Genomic DNA, 15,577 nt, shown 5'->3' with positions numbered 1-15,577 from the left:
TGTTCAGCGAGGGGCGAGTGTTCAGCGAAGGGCGAGGAGTGTGGCTACGCCCAGCCCGAAGACGACCACGACGCCGCGCAGCACCGTGGGCGGCATGAGCCGGGCCAGACGGGTGCCGAGGAAGCCACCCGCCAGGCTCGCCGGCGCGACCACCGCCACCGCCTCCCATCGCACGGGCCCGAACAGCGAGAACGCCACCACCGACACCGTGCTGATCACCAGGGACAGGGTCGCCCGCACGGCGTTGACCCGATGCAGGTCGTCATGCAGGAACAGCCCGAGCACCGCCAGCAGCAGCACCCCCATGCCGCCGTTGAAGTAGGCGCCGTAGCAGCCGCCGAGGAACACCCCGACGTGGACCAGCCTGCTGGTGCCCTGGCGCCCGTCGCCCTCGAAGCGCTTGCGCAGCCAGGGCTGGGCGAGCAGCGCCAGACTGGCGAAGGCCACCAGCCACGGCACCAGCGAGTCGAACAGCCGCCCCGGTGTGAGCAGCAGCAGTGAGCTGCCCGCGATCGCGCCGAGCACGGTGGTGGCCGACAGCACCGTGGCCCGGCGCCGCTGCCCGTGCAGCTCGGCCCGGTAGCCCAGGACACCGCCCAGGTAGCCGGGCCACAGCGCCACCGCGTTCGTCACCGAGGCGGTGATGCTCGGATAGCCGAGCGCCAGCAGCGCCGGGAACGAGATCAGGGTGCCCCCGCCGGCCAGGGCGTTGACCGCCCCGGCCAGCAGTCCCGCCCCGGCCAGGAAGGCCAGCTCGGACAGCTCGATCATCGGCCGGCCGCGTAGCCCTGGGCGCCGCGCGGGTTGGCGGCCGCCTTCAGGAAGCCGCCGTCACGGGCGACCGCGCTGAGCCGGCCGAGCGACCACGGCCCCTGTACCTCCACCTGGTGGCCGCGCCGCCGTAGCTCGGCGACCACCGCCGGGTCCACCCGGTTCTCGACGTGCATGACGCCCGGCCGGGAGCCGCGCGGGAAGAACGAGCTGGGGAAGTGCTCGGAGTGGAACATGGGGGCATCGACGGCCTGCTGCAGGTTGAGCCGGCAGTGGACGAGGGAGAGGAAGAAGTTCAGGCTCCACTGGTCCTGCTGGTCGCCGCCGGGCGTGCCGAACGCCAGCCACGGCTTGCCCTCGCGCAGCGCGAACGACGGCGACAGCGTGGTGCGCGGGCGCGTGCCCGGCCGCAGCGAGGCGGGCAGCCCCTCCTGCAGCCAGAACATCTGCGCCCGGGTGCCAAGGCAGAAGCCCAGCTCCGGAATCGTCGGCGAGCTCTGCAGCCAGCCACCGCTCGGCGTGGCGGAGACCATGTTGCCGTGCCGGTCCACGACGTCCACGTGACAGGTGTCGCCCCGGGTGGAGCCGTCGGAGCCGACCGTGGGCTCGCCCACACCGGACCGTACGCCCGAGACGCCCGGCGCGGTGCTGACCGTGCCGGCCCCAGGGAACACCGGCAGGCGAGGCGTGCGCCCCCCGGGTGCGCCCGGCCGCAGCTCCATGTCGGCCTGGGCGCCGATGAGCGCGCGCCGCTTCGCGGTGTACGCGTCGTCGAGCAGGTCGGCCATGGGCACCTCGGCGTCGCCGTACCAGGCTTCGCGATCGGCGAAGGCGAGCTTGGCGCTCTCGATCACCGTGTGCACGTAGTCGGCGCTGAGCTGCCCCATCGCGTCCAGGTCGAACCCCGACAGCAGGGCGAGCTGCTGCAGGAAGACCGGCCCCTGCCCCCACGGGCCCGTCTTGCAGACCGTGTGCCCGTGGTAGTCGAAGGTGACCGGCTCCTCGACCGACGCCGACCAGCCCGCCAGGTCGTCGCCGGTGAGCAGGCCGCCGTGGACCTCGCCCGAGCTGTCGCGCCAGGCGGTGTCGGCGCTGAACCGGGCGATCGCCTCGGCGACGAACCCCCGATACCAGGCGTCGCGGGCGGCCGCGATCTGCCCCTCGCGGCTGCTGGAGGCGGCCCGCGCCTCGGAGACGAGCCTGCGGTAGGTGGCGGCGAGCACGGGATTGGTCAGCTTGGCTCCCGGTACCTTCCCCTGCGGCAGCCAGGTCGCGGCGGACGTCGGCCAGTCTTCGAGGAAGAGCCGCTCGACCGACGAGACCGTGGCGGCGATCCGATCGAGCACCGGGACGCCGTGGGTGGCGTAGTGGATGGCGGGTTCGAGCACGTCGGCCAGCGTCCAGGTGCCCCAGCGCTCCAGCATGAGCAGCCAGCCGCCGAACGCCCCGGGCACGGTGGCCGCCAGCAGGCCGGTGCCGGGCACCACGTCGAGCCCCAGACCGGTGAACCGGTCGATCGTGGCGGCGGCCGGGGCGACGCCCTGCCCGCACACGACCGACACTTGCTCCTCGTCATGGCTCCACAGCAGGATGGGCACCTCGCCGGCGGGCCCGTTCAGGTGTGGCTCCGCCACCTGAAGGACGAACCCGGCGGCGACGGCCGCGTCGAAGGCGTTGCCGCCGCGTTCGAGCACGCTCATGCCGGTAGCGGAGGCCAGCCAGTGCGTGCTGGCCACCATGCCGAAGTCTCCGGTCAGCTCGGGCCTGGTGGTGAACAAACTGCGTCCTCTCATCGAGTGGCGGCCGCGTCGGGCACGTGGTCCGCCGTGACCAGGTGACAGGCGACCGGGTGGCCGCTCGTACGGGGGTCTGTCAGTGCCGGCTCGCTCGTCCGGCAGGCGTCGTACGCCAGCGGGCACCGGGTATGGAAACGACAGCCGGCGGGCGGATCCACCGGGCTCGGCACGTCGCCGCCCAGCACGATCCGGCGCCGCTCACGCTGCCTGACCGGGTCGGCCACCGGCGCCGCCGACAGCAGCGCCTGCGTGTAGGGGTGGCGGGGTTCGGCGAAGATCTGGGCGGTCGGCCCCGACTCCACGATCCTGCCCAGGTACATCACCGCGATCCGGTCGGCCAGGAACTCCACGACCGACAGGTCATGGGTGATGAACAGGCAGGAGAAGCCCATCTCCCGCTGCAGGTCGGTGATCAGGTTGAGCACCGACGCCTGCACCGACACATCCAGCGCGGACACCGGCTCGTCGGCCACCACCAGCTTGGGCTCCAGGATCAGCGCGCGGGCCAGCCCCACCCGCTGCCGCTGCCCGCCGGACAGCTCGTGCGGGAAGCGCGACCTCATCTCCGGGCGGAGCCCGACCTGCTCCAGCATGGCCGCGACCCGCCCGCCCGCCTCGCGACGGCTCGCGATCCCGTGGTGCAGCAGCGGCTCGCCGACGATCTGCTCGATCGTGAAGCGCGGATTGAGCGAGGAGTAGGGGTCCTGGAAGACCATGTGGACGTCCCTGCGCAGCGGGCGCATGGCCCGGCGCGACAGGTGGGTGATGTCGCGGCCGTCGAGCCGGATGCCGCCCGAGGTGGGCTCGGTCAGCCGCAGCACGCACTTGCCGACGGTCGACTTGCCGCTGCCCGACTCGCCGACCAGGCCGAGCACCTCGCCCTGGCCGATGCTCAGCGACAGGCCGTCCACGGCGCGTACCTGGCCGTAGTGCTTGACCAGGTTGTCGATCTCCAGGATCACGACTGCCCTCCCGGGTGGAAGCAGGCCGCCAGATGATCGTCCGGCAGTTGGGTCTCGAGCTGCGGTCTTTTGCTTCGGCAGTCGTCCTGCGCGCGGGTGCAGCGCGCCTGGAAGGCGCACTCGTCCGGGTCCGTCAGCGGCGAGGGCACCATGCCGGGGATCTCGGCGAGCCGGCCGTTCACGGCGGCCGACGGCAGGGCGTTCATCAGGCCGAGCGTGTACGGATGGCGCGGTCGCGCGAACAGTTCGGTGACGGGCGCCTGCTCCACGGCCCGGCCCGCGTACATGACCACGGCCCGGTCGGCGATGTCGGCGACCACGCCCAGGTCATGGGTGATCAGGATGACCGCGGTGCCGAGCCGGTCGCGCAGGTCGCGGAACACGTCGAGCACGCCCGCCTGGATCGTCACGTCCAGCGCGGTCGTGGGCTCGTCGGCGATCAGCACTCGCGGCGAACAGGCCACCGCGATCGCGATCATCACCCGCTGGCGCATGCCGCCCGAGAGCTGGTGCGGATACTCCTTGATCCGGCGGGCGGGCAGCGGGATGCCGACCAGTTCGAGCAGCTCCACCGCGCGGTCGCGCGCGGCCCTGCGGGAGAGCCCCTCGTGCCTGCGCAGCACCTCGGTGATCTGATAGCCGACCGTGAACGACGGGTTGAGCGAGGTCATCGGCTCCTGGAAGACGACCGACACCTCCTTGCCCCTGATCTGCCGCATCCGCGACTCGGGCAGCGTGGTCAGCTCCTGACCGTCGAGCTTGATCGAGCCCGACAGCCTGGTCGTGTCCGGCGGCAGCAGCCTCGGCACCGACATCGCGGTGACCGACTTGCCGCAGCCCGACTCGCCGCAGAGCGCCAGGATCTCGCCCTCGCCCAGTTCGAGCGAGATGCCCCTGACCGCCTGCACCAGGCCGTCCTCGGTGTCGAAGCCGACGGTCAGATCGGTGATCTCGAGTAGGCTCATCGGCCGCTCCTCGGGTCGAGAACGTCACGCAGCCCGTCGCCCAGCAGGTTGAAGCCGAGCGTGGCCAGCGCGATCATCAGTCCCGGCCAGATCGCCAGCCACGGCGCGACGTCCAGGTACTGCTGGGCGGTGGTGAGCATCACGCCCCACGACGGCGTCGGTGGCTGGACCCCCAGGCCGAGGAACGACAGGGTCGACTCACCGATGATCGCCGCCGGAATCGCCACCGTGGCCTGCACGATGAGCGGGCTGGAGCAGTTCGGCAGCACGTAGCGGAGCAGGATGTGGCGGTCGGTCGCGCCGTCGGCGATGGCCGCGGCCACGTAGTCCATCTCCCTGATCGCCAGCACCTCGCCGCGGGTGATCCGGATGACCGCCGGCAACTGGGAGAAACCGAGCGCCAGCACCACACCCTTCAGTGAGGGGCCGATGATCGCCGCCAGCCCCACCGCGAACACCAGGAACGGGAAGGCCAGCGTCACGTCCACCAGCCGCATCACGACCGGGTCCAGCCAGCGCCGGTAGAACCCGGCCACCAGCCCGATCGGGATGCCGACCACCATGGCCAGCAGCGTGGACAGCACGCCGGCCTGCAACGATACCTGCGCCCCGTGCGCGATCCTGGCCAGAGCGTCGCGGCCCAGGTCGTCGGTGCCGAGCGGGTGCGCGCCCGACGGCGGCGCGAGCGTGGCGTTGTAGTCCTGCGCCGACGGATCGCCGGTGAGCAGGGGTCCGAGCAGCGCCAGCAGCAGGAACCCGGCGACGAGCACCAGCCCGGCCATCGGCATCGGGCGCCGCCTGAAGCGCCGCCACAGCCTGCGGCGGCGATCGGCCCGGCCCGTCGTCACCGGTACGGCCGGCACGTCAGCCATGCCCGCCTCCCGACAGCCGGATGCGGGGGTTGAGGAAGGCGTACGCGATGTCGACCAGAAGGTTGACCAGCACGTACCCGATGACCGTGATCAGCACCACGGCCTGGATGACGGGATAGTTCCGGGTGAGCACGGCGTCCACGGTCAGCTTGCCGAAACCGGGGATGACGAAGATCTGCTCCGTCACCACCGCGCCGCTGATCAGCGCGCCGAGCTGCAGGCCCAGGACGGTCACCACGGTCGTGAGGCTGTTGCGCAGCGCGTGCGCGCCCACCACCTTGGCCTCCGACAGGCCCTTGGACCGGGCGGTCCGCACGTAGTCGGCCGACAGCGCGCCCAGCATGGCCGAGCGCGTCTGCCGCATCAGGATCGCCGCGAACCCGGTGCCGAGCACCAGGGCGGGCAGGATCATGCGCTGCAGGTTCTGGCCGGGGTCCTGGGTGAACGGGACGTACCCGGAGGCGGGCAGCCAGCGCAGCGTCACCGCGAACAGCAGGATGGCGAGCAGCCCCAGCCAGAAGTGCGGCACGGACAGCCCCGCCAGGCCGAAGCCGGTGGCCACGTAGTCGGGCAGCCGGCCCCGCTTCATCGCGGCCACGATGCCCGCGCCCAGGCCCACGACGATCGCCACCAGCAGGGCCAGCGCCGACAGCTCCAGCGTCACCGGCAGCCGCTCGGCCAGGATGTCGGCTACCGGCAACTGGTCCTGGGTGGAGCGGCCGAGGTTGCCGGACAGGGTCTGGCCCACGTAGTCGACGTACTGGGCCGGCAGGGGCTTGTCCAGGCCGAACTCGTGGCGGATCGCCTCGACCATCGCGGGAGAGGCCTCCTCGCCGGCCATCACCACGGCCGGGTCCCCGGGCAGCGCCCTGATCCCGAGGAAGATCAGGATGCTGGCCAGGAACAGCACGATCACCGCCGAGCCCGCTCTGCGGAGGATGAACCAGACCATCAGGCGGCGAACCCAGCGGTGACGAAGCGCGGCAGGCCGTCCTTGAAGTACTGGACACCGGCGACGGTCTTGTTCATGCCCAGGTAGTACTTGTTGTGATACAGGTACACCACGCCGCGCACCTCGGCCGCCCGCTGCAACGCCTTGGCGTACAGCTCGGCGCGCTGGGCCGGCTCCGTGACCGCCGCGGCCTCCTTGATCGGGTCGTCGATGCCCGCGTCGGACATGCCGCTGTAGTTGTTGCTGCCGCGGCTGGTGATCAGGTTCGACAGGTTGCCGTCCGGATCGACCCGGCCCGACCAGCCGTTGAGCACGGTGTCGAACTTGCCGGCCTTGCCCTGCTCCAGCGTGCTGACGAACTCGGCCGTCTGCACCGTGACGTTGAAGCCCGCCTCCTTGGTCATCTGCTGGATGACCTGGGCCAGGCGCTGGTTGGTGGCGTCGTTGGGCGTGGTCAGCGTGACCGGGATCGGCGTCGGCACGCCGGACGCCTGCACCAGCTGCTTGGCCTTGGCCAGGTCGCGCTTGGCGCACTGGAGCGCGGGCGCGCGATAGGGGCTGTCGGCGGGCAGCGGGAAGCAGTCGGCCTCGTACAGGCCGTTGTAGACGGTCTTGTTGATCTGGTCGCGGTCCAGCGCCAGCTCAAACGCCTCGCGCAGCTGCGGGCTCTTGGCCAGCGGGGTGTCGACCGTGCCCGGCTTCTCGGTGGAGCCGTTGGCGTTACCGGTGTTGATCGTCAGGCCGTAGTAGCCGAGCCCGCCGCCGGACACGACGGTGAGGTTCGGGTCGGCCTGCACGCCCTTGACCGTGGTCGTGGCCAGCTGGTCTGCCACCTGGACGTCGCCGGACTTGAGGTTCGCGGCCCGTACGTTGGGGTCGACGATGATTTTGTATACGAGCTTGTCGAGCTTCACCTTGGCGGCGTCGTAGTAGTCAGGCGCCTTGTCCAGCACGATCTGGCTGCCGGAGGTTCGGGCGCCGAACTTGAACGGCCCGACGCACACCGGGCTCGCGCCGAAGTTGTCGCCCGCCGCCTCCAGCGCCTTGGGCGACATGATCATCCCGGCACGGTCGGCGAGTTGCGCCGTCAGCGGCGTGAACGCGCGCGTCAGCGTGAGCTTGACGGTGGCCGGATCGACCACGCTCACCTTGGACACGGCGGCCAGGTCGGCCTGGCGGGCCGACTTCTCCCAGGTACGGTGGCGATCCAGCGACTTCTTGACCGCCTCCGCGTCGAAGGCGGTGCCGTCGTTGAACTTCACGCCCTCGCGCAGCTTGATCGTCACTTCCTTGCCGTCGGCCGAGACGTCGGGCAGAGCGGTCGCGAGCTGCGGCACCAGCGCGGCCTTCGCGTCGATGTCGAAGAGCTTCTCGCACATGCTCGCGAACACCTCGCGGCCCACCAGCGTGGTGGACACGCTCGGGTCGAGCGCGTCGGGGTCGGCGTTGAGCGCGATGTTCAGAGTGCCACCGCTCTCGACGGCGCGGCTGTCGGACGTGGCGTCGGCCACTGACGGGGCGACGGGGGTGCCGCTCGAACCGCCTCCACCGCAAGCCGCCAGGGCTATGGGGAGTACGGCGAGCGTCAGGACCAGCCTGGGTCTCATGGTGCCTCCGGGGGAACGAACGTGAGGAGGACGAACTTTAGGAGACTGTATACAAGAACCTGGATTTCAACGGTGTTTCGTCACCTCATGTTGTTATCCGACCGTTTTCTCATCGTGCCGGGGCTTCGCCGGGCGTACTGCGGCCAGGAAGGACCGCCTGGCGGCGGCGACGTGCGCGACGGCCCTGGCCTGGGCCTCGTCCTCGTCGCCCGCCGCGATGGCCTCGCACAGGCTCAGGTGCTCCGACCAGGAGTGCGGTCCGCGTGCGGCCGCGGTCTGCCGGAAGACCCACTGAGCCCGCAGCAGCATCGGCGCCATCATCAGATTGAGGTAGGAGTTGCCCGCCACCTCGCCCACGGCCAGGTGGAAGGCGGTGTTGAGGTCGGCCACCCGTTCGAGCCTGCCCTCCTCGACCGCCTCCTTGGCCGAGTCGAGCACCAGCCGCAGCCGGGCGGCCGTCTCCGGGGTCCGCTTGCGTGCCGCCAGCCGGGCCGCCAGCCCCTCGATCGCCATCCGCACGTCGAAGAGCTCCTCGGCCTCCGCCGGCGACAGCCGCGCCACGGTGGCGCCGATCCTCGGGATGACCTGCACGAACCCTTCAGCGGCGAGCACCCGGATCGACTCGCGCACCGGGTTGCGCGACACGCCCAGCCGCGCGGCCAGCCGGTCCTCGACCAGGCGCTCACCCTGGGCGAGCTCGCCGGAGATGATGAGTCGGCGGATCTCCGCGGTCACTTGGTCGCGAAGCGGGAGGTGGGCGCCGCCCAATGTCAGCTCAGTCATTTGAGGGAATCGTATACAAAGTCACGGCCGTTTCCGGTGTCGTTGCGGAATCCAGAGGGTGAGCCCGTACACGTTGCCAGGCCGAGCAGCCCTCTCGGTGGGTCAGGCGCGCGGGTCGTTGGGTCGATCAGGCGCGCGGGCCCTTCGGCAGGGCAGGTCTCTCGGCCGGGCAGGTCTCTCGGGTGGTCAGGTCTTTTGGTTGGTCAGGCGCGCAGGCGCAGGCCTCGGGGTGTCGGGTGGAACCCGGCCTCCTCCAGCGCCGCCGCCAGCGGTGACTCGCCGATCGAGGCGCCGTCGGCCCGCTCGACGGTCAGCTTCCCGAGCGCCCCATCTCGTACGGCCAGCGCCAGCGCGTCCACGGCCGGCCGCAGCCGCTCGTCGTCGGCGAACGACAGCAGCGTCTTGCCGCCCCGCTCCACGTACAGCACGAGGAACCCGTCCACCAGCACCACCAGCGCGCCCGCCTTCCTGCCGGGCTTGTGCCCCACCTCACCGGGATGCGCCGGCCACGGCAGCGCCGCCCCGTAGGGGTTGGCCGGATCGGCCGAGGCCATGACGACCGCCCGCCGATCGGTGGCCCGCCCGGATGCGCCCAAGCCGTGGTCGCCGGATGCCGGGCCGGTCGGCGCGACGCTCGGGGCCATGGCGCGCATCCGGTCCACCGCCCCCGGCAGCGCGAACTGCGCGCCCCCGAGCCCCTCGACGAAGTAGCCCCGGCGGCACCGCCCGCTCTCCTCGTAGGCCCGTAGCACCTGGTAGACCGGCGTGAACCCGCCCGGCAGCCGCTCCGACGTCACCGCCCCGCGGGTCACCACCCCATGCCGTTCGAGCAGTACCTCGGCCTGGGCCTGGGCCCGCTGGGTGGCGTCCTCGGCGGGCGCGGGGAGCAGCCACCAGCGCCCGCCCACCGTGGGCGGCCCGCTCCTGCTCGGCAGCACGGCCCGCCGCCGGCGCGTGGTGGCCGGCCGGTGCGCGGGCCGGCCCGACCCGAGCGTGGCCCGCAAGGGCGCCAGCGTGTCGCCGGACACGCGTCCCGACCACACCAGATCCCACAGCGCCGACACCAGCGCCGCGTCGTCGAGCGAGCCGAGCTGGTCGGAGATCCCCCGGAAGAACAGCGCCCCGCCGCCGCTCAGCACGTCGAGCACCCGCTCGTGCACCGGGGTCATCGTGATCTGGCCGGGCTCGGGCAGCAGCAGGGGAGCGGTGTCGGCGAAGTAGAGCGACACCCAGCCGTCACCGCCGGGCAGCGATCCCTGGCCCACCCACATCACCTCGCCCGACGAGGTCAGCTCGTCGAGCAGCGCCGGGTGGTAGCCGGGCACGCGCGACGGCAGGACCAGCGTCTCCAGCGCCGACGCGGGCACGGCGGCTCCCTGGAGCTGCTCGACGCTGTGGATCAGCGCGTCCATCGCCCGCGCCGTGCGGGCCGTGCCGCTGCCGTCGGTGCCGCGTGGCGTCGAGCCGGTGATGCCGTGCCAGGCGGGCATGAACAGCCCGAGCGTCTCGGGCGGGACTGGCTCGACCTCTTTGCGCAGCCGCGCCAGAGACCTGCGCCGCAGCATCCGCAGCACACCGGCGTCGCACCACTCCTCGCCCCGGCCGCCCGGCCGGAACTCGCCGTTGACCACCCGCCCGGCCGCCGCCAGCCGGCGCAGGGCGTCGGTCACCACGGCCACGCCGAGGCCGAACCTGGCGGCGGCCGTACCGGCATGGAAGGGCCCGCGCGTACGGGCATGGCGGGCCACGAGGTCGGCCAGCGGATCGGCGACCGGCTCCAGGAACGCGTGCGGGATTCCGACCGGCAGCGGCGCGCCCAGCGCGTCACGCAGCCGGGCCGCGTCCTCGATCGCCACCCACTGCTCCTCTCCCGCGATCCGCACCTTGATCGCCCGGCGGGCTCGTTCGAGCTCCGCCAGCCAGGCGGGATCGCCGCCGCGCAGGCTCACGTCGGGCACGAGCAGCGGCCCGTGCGTGCGCAGCAGGTCGGCCAGGTCCTCGGCGTCGCGCAACGGCCGGTCGAGCCTGGCCAGCTCGCGTTCGGTGTCGGAGATGACGTCGGGGTCGAGCAGTTCCCGCAGGTCGGCCTCGCCGAGCAGCTCGGCCAGCAGGGTCATGTCCAGCGCGAGCGCCTGGGCCCGGCGCTCGGCCAGCGGCGCGTCGCCCTCGTACATGAACGCGCCTATGTAGTGGAACAGCAGCGACGCGGCGAACGGCGACGCCTGCGACGTCTCCACCTCCACCACCCGCACCCGGCGCGCGGCGATGTCGCGCATCAGCGCCACCAGCCCGGGCACGTCGAACACGTCCTGGAGGCACTCGCGCATCGTCTCCAGCACGATCGGGAACGACGCGTACTGGGAGGCCACCCCCAGCAGGTGGGCGGCCCGCTGCCGCTGCTGCCAGAGCGGGCTGCGCCGGCCGGGCGTGCGGCGCGGCAGCAGCAGGGCCCGGCCCGCGCACTCCCTGAACCGGGAGGCGAACATCGCCGAACCGCCCAGCTCCTCGGTGACGATCCGCTCGATCTCCTCGGCGTCGAACGCCGCCACGTCGGTGGGCGGCTCGACCAGCGTGTCGGGGATCCGCAGCACGATGCCGTCGTCGGAGTGAACGGCCTGCACGTCGAGGCCGTAGCGCTCGCGCAGCCGCCGGTTGATCGCCAGGGCCCACGGGGCGTGGATCCGCGCGCCGTAGGGGGAGTGGATGACGACGCGCCAGTCGCCGAGCTCGTCGTGGAAGCGTTCGACCAGGAGGGTGCGGTCGTCGGGGACGTAGCCGGTGGCCTCACGCTGTTCGTCGAGGTAGGCGCGCAGGTTGCGGGCGGCGTATTCGTCGAGGCCGGCCGCTCGCATGCGGTCGTTGGAGGTGTTTCCCGCATGTTCGCGGAGGAACGCGCCGATCGCCTTGCCCAGCTCGGCCGGTCGCCCCGGCGCGTCGCCGTGCCAGAACGGCAACTTGCCCGGCTGGCCGGGCGCGGGGGAGACGAGCACCCGGTCGGCCGTGATGTCCTCGATCCGCCACGAGGTCGCACCCAGGACGAACACGTCGCCGACCCGTGACTCGTAGACCATCTCCTCATCGAGCTCGCCCACCCGGGACGCCTTCTCGCCCACCAGGAAGACGCCGAACAGCCCCCGGTCGGGGATCGTGCCGCCGTTGGTCACCGCCAGCCGCTGCGCGCCCGGACGGCCCTGCAACGTGCCCGTCACCCGGTCCCAGACCACCCGCGGCCGCAGCTCGGCGAACTCCTCACTCGGGTAGCGGCCGGCCAGCATGTCGAGCGTGGCCTCCAGCGCGGTACGCGGCAGCGTCGCGTAGGGAGCGGCCCGCTTGACCACGGCCTCCAGCTCGTCGACCGTCCACTCCTCCAGCGCGGTCATCGCCACGATCTGCTGGGCCAGCACGTCGAGCGGATTGCGCGGGTAGCGCAGCTCCTCGATCTGGCCGCTCATCATGCGTTCGGCCACGACGGCGGTCTGGATCAGGTCGCCGCGGTATTTCGGGAAGATCACTCCCTTGGACACCGCGCCCACCTGGTGACCCGCCCGGCCGATGCGCTGGAGCCCGCTCGCCACACTCGGCGGCGCCTCCACACACGCGACCAGGTCGACGGCGCCCATGTCGATGCCCAGCTCCAGGCTGGACGTCGCGACCACGGCGGGCAGCCGGCCCGACTTGAGCGCCTCCTCGATCTGCGCCCGCTCCTCCTTGGACACCGAGCCGTGGTGCGCGCGGACGATCTCGGTGACCACGCCCTTGCTCGCCCCGGCCTGCGCCATCATCTCGGCGGGCGCCCGCCGGGACGGGCCTCCCGGCAGCGGCGTCGGGCGGGGCGGATCTCCCGGCAGCGGCGTCGGCCTGGGCGGATCTCCCGGCAACGGTGTCTCCCAGATCGACAGGTCGACGGCCTCGGGCCCCTGTACGCGCTCGTAGGCGAGCTCGTTGAGCCTGGTGCAGAGGCGTTCGGCCAGCCGTCTGGAATTGGCGAACACGATCGTCGACGAGTGCGCCTCGATCAGCTCGAACAGGTGGTTTTCGACATGCGGCCAGATCGACCGGCTGGACGGCTCGGGCTCGTCGCCGTCGGTGAACCCGCTGTCGCCGAACCCGGGCCCGCTGTCGGCGGACCCCGGCCCGCCGTTGGCGGACCGCGGCCTGCCCTCCATCTCCGTCATGTCCTCGACCGGGACGACCACCTCGACCTCGATGACCTTGTCGGAGGGCGGCTGCACGACCGTCGCGGGGCGGGACCCGCCGAGGAACGCCGCGACCTCGCTCACCGGTCGTACGGTCGCCGACAGCCCGATCCGCTGCGCGGGCCGTTGGAGCAGGGCGTCGAGCCGCTCGAGGCTGAGCGCCAGGTGGGCACCGCGCTTGGTGGCGGCCACCGCATGCACCTCGTCGACGATCACCGTCTCGACGCCCCGCAACGCCTCGCGCGCCTGGCTGGTGAGCAGCAGGAACAGTGACTCCGGCGTGGTGATGAGAATGTCGGACGGGTGGGCGGCGAACCGCCTGCGGTCCTCGGCCGGGGTATCGCCGGAGCGGATCGACACCGAGATCTCCGGCACCGGCAGGCCGAGCCGGCGCGCGGTCTGCTTGAGCCCGGCCAGCGGGGCACGCAGGTTGCGCTCCACGTCGACGGCCAGCGCTTTGAGCGGCGACACGTACAGGACCTTGGTCTGCTTCTTGACCTGCTTGGGACCGGCCTCGCCCTGCTTCGGATCCGCGTCGCCCTGCTCGGAACCTGCGTCGACCTGTGTCGGATCCGTCGCGGCGGTGGTGGGGCGGTCGGCGGCGGCCAGGCGGTCGGCGGCGGCCAGGCGGTCGAGGGACCACAGGAAGGCGGCCAGCGTCTTGCCCGACCCGGTGGGCGCCACCACCAGGGTGTTGTCACCGCGCGCGATGGACTCCCACGCGCCTTCCTGCGCGCTCGTGGGCGCCTCGAACGCTCCGGCGAACCACTGCCTGGTGGTGTGGGAGAAATGTTCTAGCGAGCTCACCAGCACATACTGCCTCGTGGCACCGACAGAAAACTCATTGTGGCGGTGGTGCGCGATTGAGGCGGGGGTGCTGCGGACATAGAGCGAGCGTGGGCATCGACTACGCAGCCATTGAGAGCCGCCGCGAGGACATCAGGGAGCGCTACCTCTTAGCGCACCGGCCGTCCAGTAGTGCGCGCGGTCTGCACCATTTCGCCCTGCTGTCGTCGGACGTGGAGCGGACGGTCAAGTTCTACCAGGAGCTCCTTGAGTTCCCCTTGACGGAGATTTTCGAGAACCGTGACTTCAAGGGCTCCAACCACTTCTTCTTCGACATCGGCAACGGCAACCTGCTCGCCTTCTTCGACTTCCCGGGGCTCGACCTCGGCCCCTACCAGGAGGTGCTCGGCGGGCTGCACCACATCGCGATCTCCGTCGACCCCGCGACCTGGGAGCGGCTGCGCGGCAAGCTCGAGGTGGCCGGCGTGCCGCACCAGATCGAGAGCGGCGCCTCCATCTACTTCAAGGACCCCGACGGCGCCCGGCTGGAGCTGCTCGCCGACCATCTGGGTGAGATGTACGGCTCGCGCGTGATGTGATCTACCGGCGCGACGCTCTACGCGTGCGCGGTGTGCCCGCCCGAGGTTCCTGCCTGATGCCCGCGTGCTTTTCGGCTCTCTCCGATTTCTCCTGCTGTACGGCTAAGCGCTGGGTTAACCGGAGCCGGCGGCGCTTCTTTCGGTTGGCTTTGCACTCGGCGGACTTGGGCGGGGAGGACTTGGGGGTCTTTGCCATGGGGGTGTCCTACCCACCCTTCCGGCGGTTCCATACTTGTGTGATGCGGCTGACCGAGTTCTGGAGACGGATGCGCGCTCACTTCGGGGAGTCGTACGCCGACTCGTGGGCCCGCGACTACGTGCTCGCCCCGCTCGAAGGGCGGACGGTCGACCAGGCACTGGCCGACGGCGAGAGCGCCAAGACCGTCTGGCGCGCGGTCTGCCAGGTCGAGAACGTCTCCTCCCGGCTCCGCTGACCTCCCTGCTCCGGCTAACCTCACGGCCCCGCTGATCTCCCTACGCTGATCTCCCTACGCTGACCTCCCTACGCTGACCTCCCTGCCCCGCTAACCTCCCTGCTCGTAATCCTCCATAGCTCCGTCGCCGGGGCGGACGTCACATCCGAGTCGGGGGTGCCCCCGAATCGGCGGATGCGCGAGCGGATGGGTCAAGGCGTACCTCGGTCGGCATTCCAGGCAGAGCTGTCGTGTGCCAGCGAACGTTGAGCGCATGCCATCAAAGCCGGAGTGACTGAATTTCCGATTCAGGGCGCAGGCATAGTCTCGCCTCCGATGCCTGTCTCGTTGCCGTCAGCGTCACGGAAGACCCACTTGCAGACGTTGCCGTGCTGCTCCATGTCCACCGGCCGCAGGCCGCGCCCTGCGATCCGCTCCACCTCGGACGTCGGATCGTCCAGCCAGATCATGCTCACGCCGCCTCCGGCGCGAGCGACGTCCTCGATGACGTACACGTACCGGTCCTCGGCCAGTTGCCACACCGCTTCGACGTCGTTGGGCCAGAACGACGGACCCTTGCCGAGAAGCCTGGTGTACCACTCCACGGCGCTCTTGCAGTCGCGGACAGGGATGCCCGCGAAGATCCCCACTGCCACGATCGGGTCTCCTCTCGCCATTGGGGCCGGGGAAGGTCCGGCCCACCAAAGGAATAGACTCCGCGCGTCTGCGGAAATCATCGCGGTCCCCGTCAGCGCGCGGGTGGACCGCCTCGTCCAACCCCTGTGGGCAGACGTTCTAACCTGCACACTTGATCTTCAACCTGCACACTTGATCTTCGATGTCACGAGCTCGCGTCCGTCAAGGTTCATCGCCAC

12 protein-coding genes are annotated in these 15,577 nt (G+C 71.2%); 2 read left to right on the top strand and 10 right to left on the bottom strand.

Annotated features, from left to right (window positions below; translation table 11 throughout):
* Window positions 1–21 precede the first annotated feature (21 nt).
* The 9 genes from AB0H88_RS47465 to AB0H88_RS47425 form a co-directional block, all read right to left on the bottom strand.
* Window positions 22–771, bottom strand: a complete 750-nt coding sequence (locus AB0H88_RS47465; protein WP_357656145.1) for a sulfite exporter TauE/SafE family protein — start codon at window positions 769–771, stop codon at window positions 22–24.
* A complete protein-coding gene (locus tag AB0H88_RS47460; protein ID WP_357656143.1) occupies window positions 768–2,564 on the bottom strand; it encodes a gamma-glutamyltransferase family protein in 1,797 nt (598 codons plus the stop codon). Before AB0H88_RS47460 ends, AB0H88_RS47465 begins: the two co-directional genes overlap by 4 nt.
* Window positions 2,561–3,529, bottom strand: coding sequence for an oligopeptide/dipeptide ABC transporter ATP-binding protein (locus AB0H88_RS47455; RefSeq protein WP_357656141.1), 969 nt, complete (start codon window positions 3,527–3,529; stop codon window positions 2,561–2,563). The genes AB0H88_RS47460 and AB0H88_RS47455 overlap by 4 nt, the downstream gene beginning before the upstream one ends.
* Entirely contained in the window at window positions 3,526–4,494 is a 969-nt protein-coding gene (locus AB0H88_RS47450) for an ABC transporter ATP-binding protein (RefSeq protein ID WP_357656140.1), read from the bottom strand. Before AB0H88_RS47450 ends, AB0H88_RS47455 begins: the two co-directional genes overlap by 4 nt.
* Complete coding sequence (locus AB0H88_RS47445) at window positions 4,491–5,366, bottom strand: ABC transporter permease (RefSeq protein ID WP_357656138.1); 876 nt, start codon at window positions 5,364–5,366, stop codon at window positions 4,491–4,493. Before AB0H88_RS47445 ends, AB0H88_RS47450 begins: the two co-directional genes overlap by 4 nt.
* Window positions 5,359–6,318: an ABC transporter permease gene (locus AB0H88_RS47440; RefSeq protein WP_357656136.1), complete on the bottom strand. Its 960-nt coding sequence runs from the start codon at window positions 6,316–6,318 to the stop codon at window positions 5,359–5,361. Before AB0H88_RS47440 ends, AB0H88_RS47445 begins: the two co-directional genes overlap by 8 nt.
* Window positions 6,318–7,925, bottom strand: a complete 1,608-nt coding sequence (locus AB0H88_RS47435) for an ABC transporter substrate-binding protein (RefSeq protein WP_357656135.1) — start codon at window positions 7,923–7,925, stop codon at window positions 6,318–6,320. The genes AB0H88_RS47440 and AB0H88_RS47435 overlap by 1 nt, the downstream gene beginning before the upstream one ends.
* Window positions 7,926–8,018: 93 nt before the next feature.
* Window positions 8,019–8,708: a GntR family transcriptional regulator gene (locus AB0H88_RS47430; protein ID WP_357656133.1), complete on the bottom strand. Its 690-nt coding sequence runs from the start codon at window positions 8,706–8,708 to the stop codon at window positions 8,019–8,021.
* A gap of 203 nt (window positions 8,709–8,911) precedes the next feature.
* Complete coding sequence (locus AB0H88_RS47425; protein WP_357656132.1) at window positions 8,912–13,711, bottom strand: ATP-dependent helicase; 4,800 nt, start codon at window positions 13,709–13,711, stop codon at window positions 8,912–8,914.
* Window positions 13,712–13,800: 89 nt separating this feature from the next.
* On the opposite strand from AB0H88_RS47425, the gene AB0H88_RS47420 reads away from it, so the two are divergent.
* Together AB0H88_RS47420 and AB0H88_RS47415 are read left to right on the top strand one after the other, a co-directional pair.
* Window positions 13,801–14,289, top strand: a complete 489-nt coding sequence (locus AB0H88_RS47420; protein ID WP_225290660.1) for a VOC family protein — start codon at window positions 13,801–13,803, stop codon at window positions 14,287–14,289.
* 239 nt (window positions 14,290–14,528) lie between these two features.
* Window positions 14,529–14,723: a DUF3046 domain-containing protein gene (locus AB0H88_RS47415; protein WP_225290661.1), complete on the top strand. Its 195-nt coding sequence runs from the start codon at window positions 14,529–14,531 to the stop codon at window positions 14,721–14,723.
* 287 nt (window positions 14,724–15,010) lie between these two features.
* On the opposite strand, the gene AB0H88_RS47410 is transcribed toward AB0H88_RS47415, so the two are convergent.
* On the bottom strand, window positions 15,011–15,358 hold the full coding sequence (locus AB0H88_RS47410; RefSeq protein ID WP_357656130.1) for a VOC family protein: 348 nt from the start codon (window positions 15,356–15,358) through the stop codon (window positions 15,011–15,013).
* Between the last annotated feature and the right edge of the window lie 219 nt (window positions 15,359–15,577).

The sequence above is a fragment of the Nonomuraea sp. NPDC050680 genome, from assembly GCF_040654555.1.
Lineage (GTDB): Bacteria > Actinomycetota > Actinomycetes > Streptosporangiales > Streptosporangiaceae > Nonomuraea.
The sequence above is the reverse complement of the archived record's forward strand: the minus strand, read 5'-3'. Positions and strand labels throughout refer to the sequence as shown.

What these genes read in the sequence shown, in the direction of transcription:
- AB0H88_RS47440 (WP_357656136.1), bottom strand. Translation starts at nt 6,318, where the DNA reads ATGGTCTGGTTCATCCTCCGCAGAGCGGGCTCGGCGGTGATCGTGCTG.
- AB0H88_RS47435 (WP_357656135.1), bottom strand. Translation starts at nt 7,925, where the DNA reads ATGAGACCCAGGCTGGTCCTGACGCTCGCCGTACTCCCCATAGCCCTG.
- AB0H88_RS47460 (WP_357656143.1), bottom strand. Translation starts at nt 2,564, where the DNA reads ATGAGAGGACGCAGTTTGTTCACCACCAGGCCCGAGCTGACCGGAGAC.
- AB0H88_RS47445 (WP_357656138.1), bottom strand. Translation starts at nt 5,366, where the DNA reads ATGGCTGACGTGCCGGCCGTACCGGTGACGACGGGCCGGGCCGATCGC.
- AB0H88_RS47415 (WP_225290661.1), top strand. Translation starts at nt 14,529, where the DNA reads ATGCGGCTGACCGAGTTCTGGAGACGGATGCGCGCTCACTTCGGGGAG.
- AB0H88_RS47465 (WP_357656145.1), bottom strand. Translation starts at nt 771, where the DNA reads ATGATCGAGCTGTCCGAGCTGGCCTTCCTGGCCGGGGCGGGACTGCTG.
- AB0H88_RS47430 (WP_357656133.1), bottom strand. Translation starts at nt 8,708, where the DNA reads ATGACTGAGCTGACATTGGGCGGCGCCCACCTCCCGCTTCGCGACCAA.
- AB0H88_RS47450 (WP_357656140.1), bottom strand. Translation starts at nt 4,494, where the DNA reads ATGAGCCTACTCGAGATCACCGATCTGACCGTCGGCTTCGACACCGAG.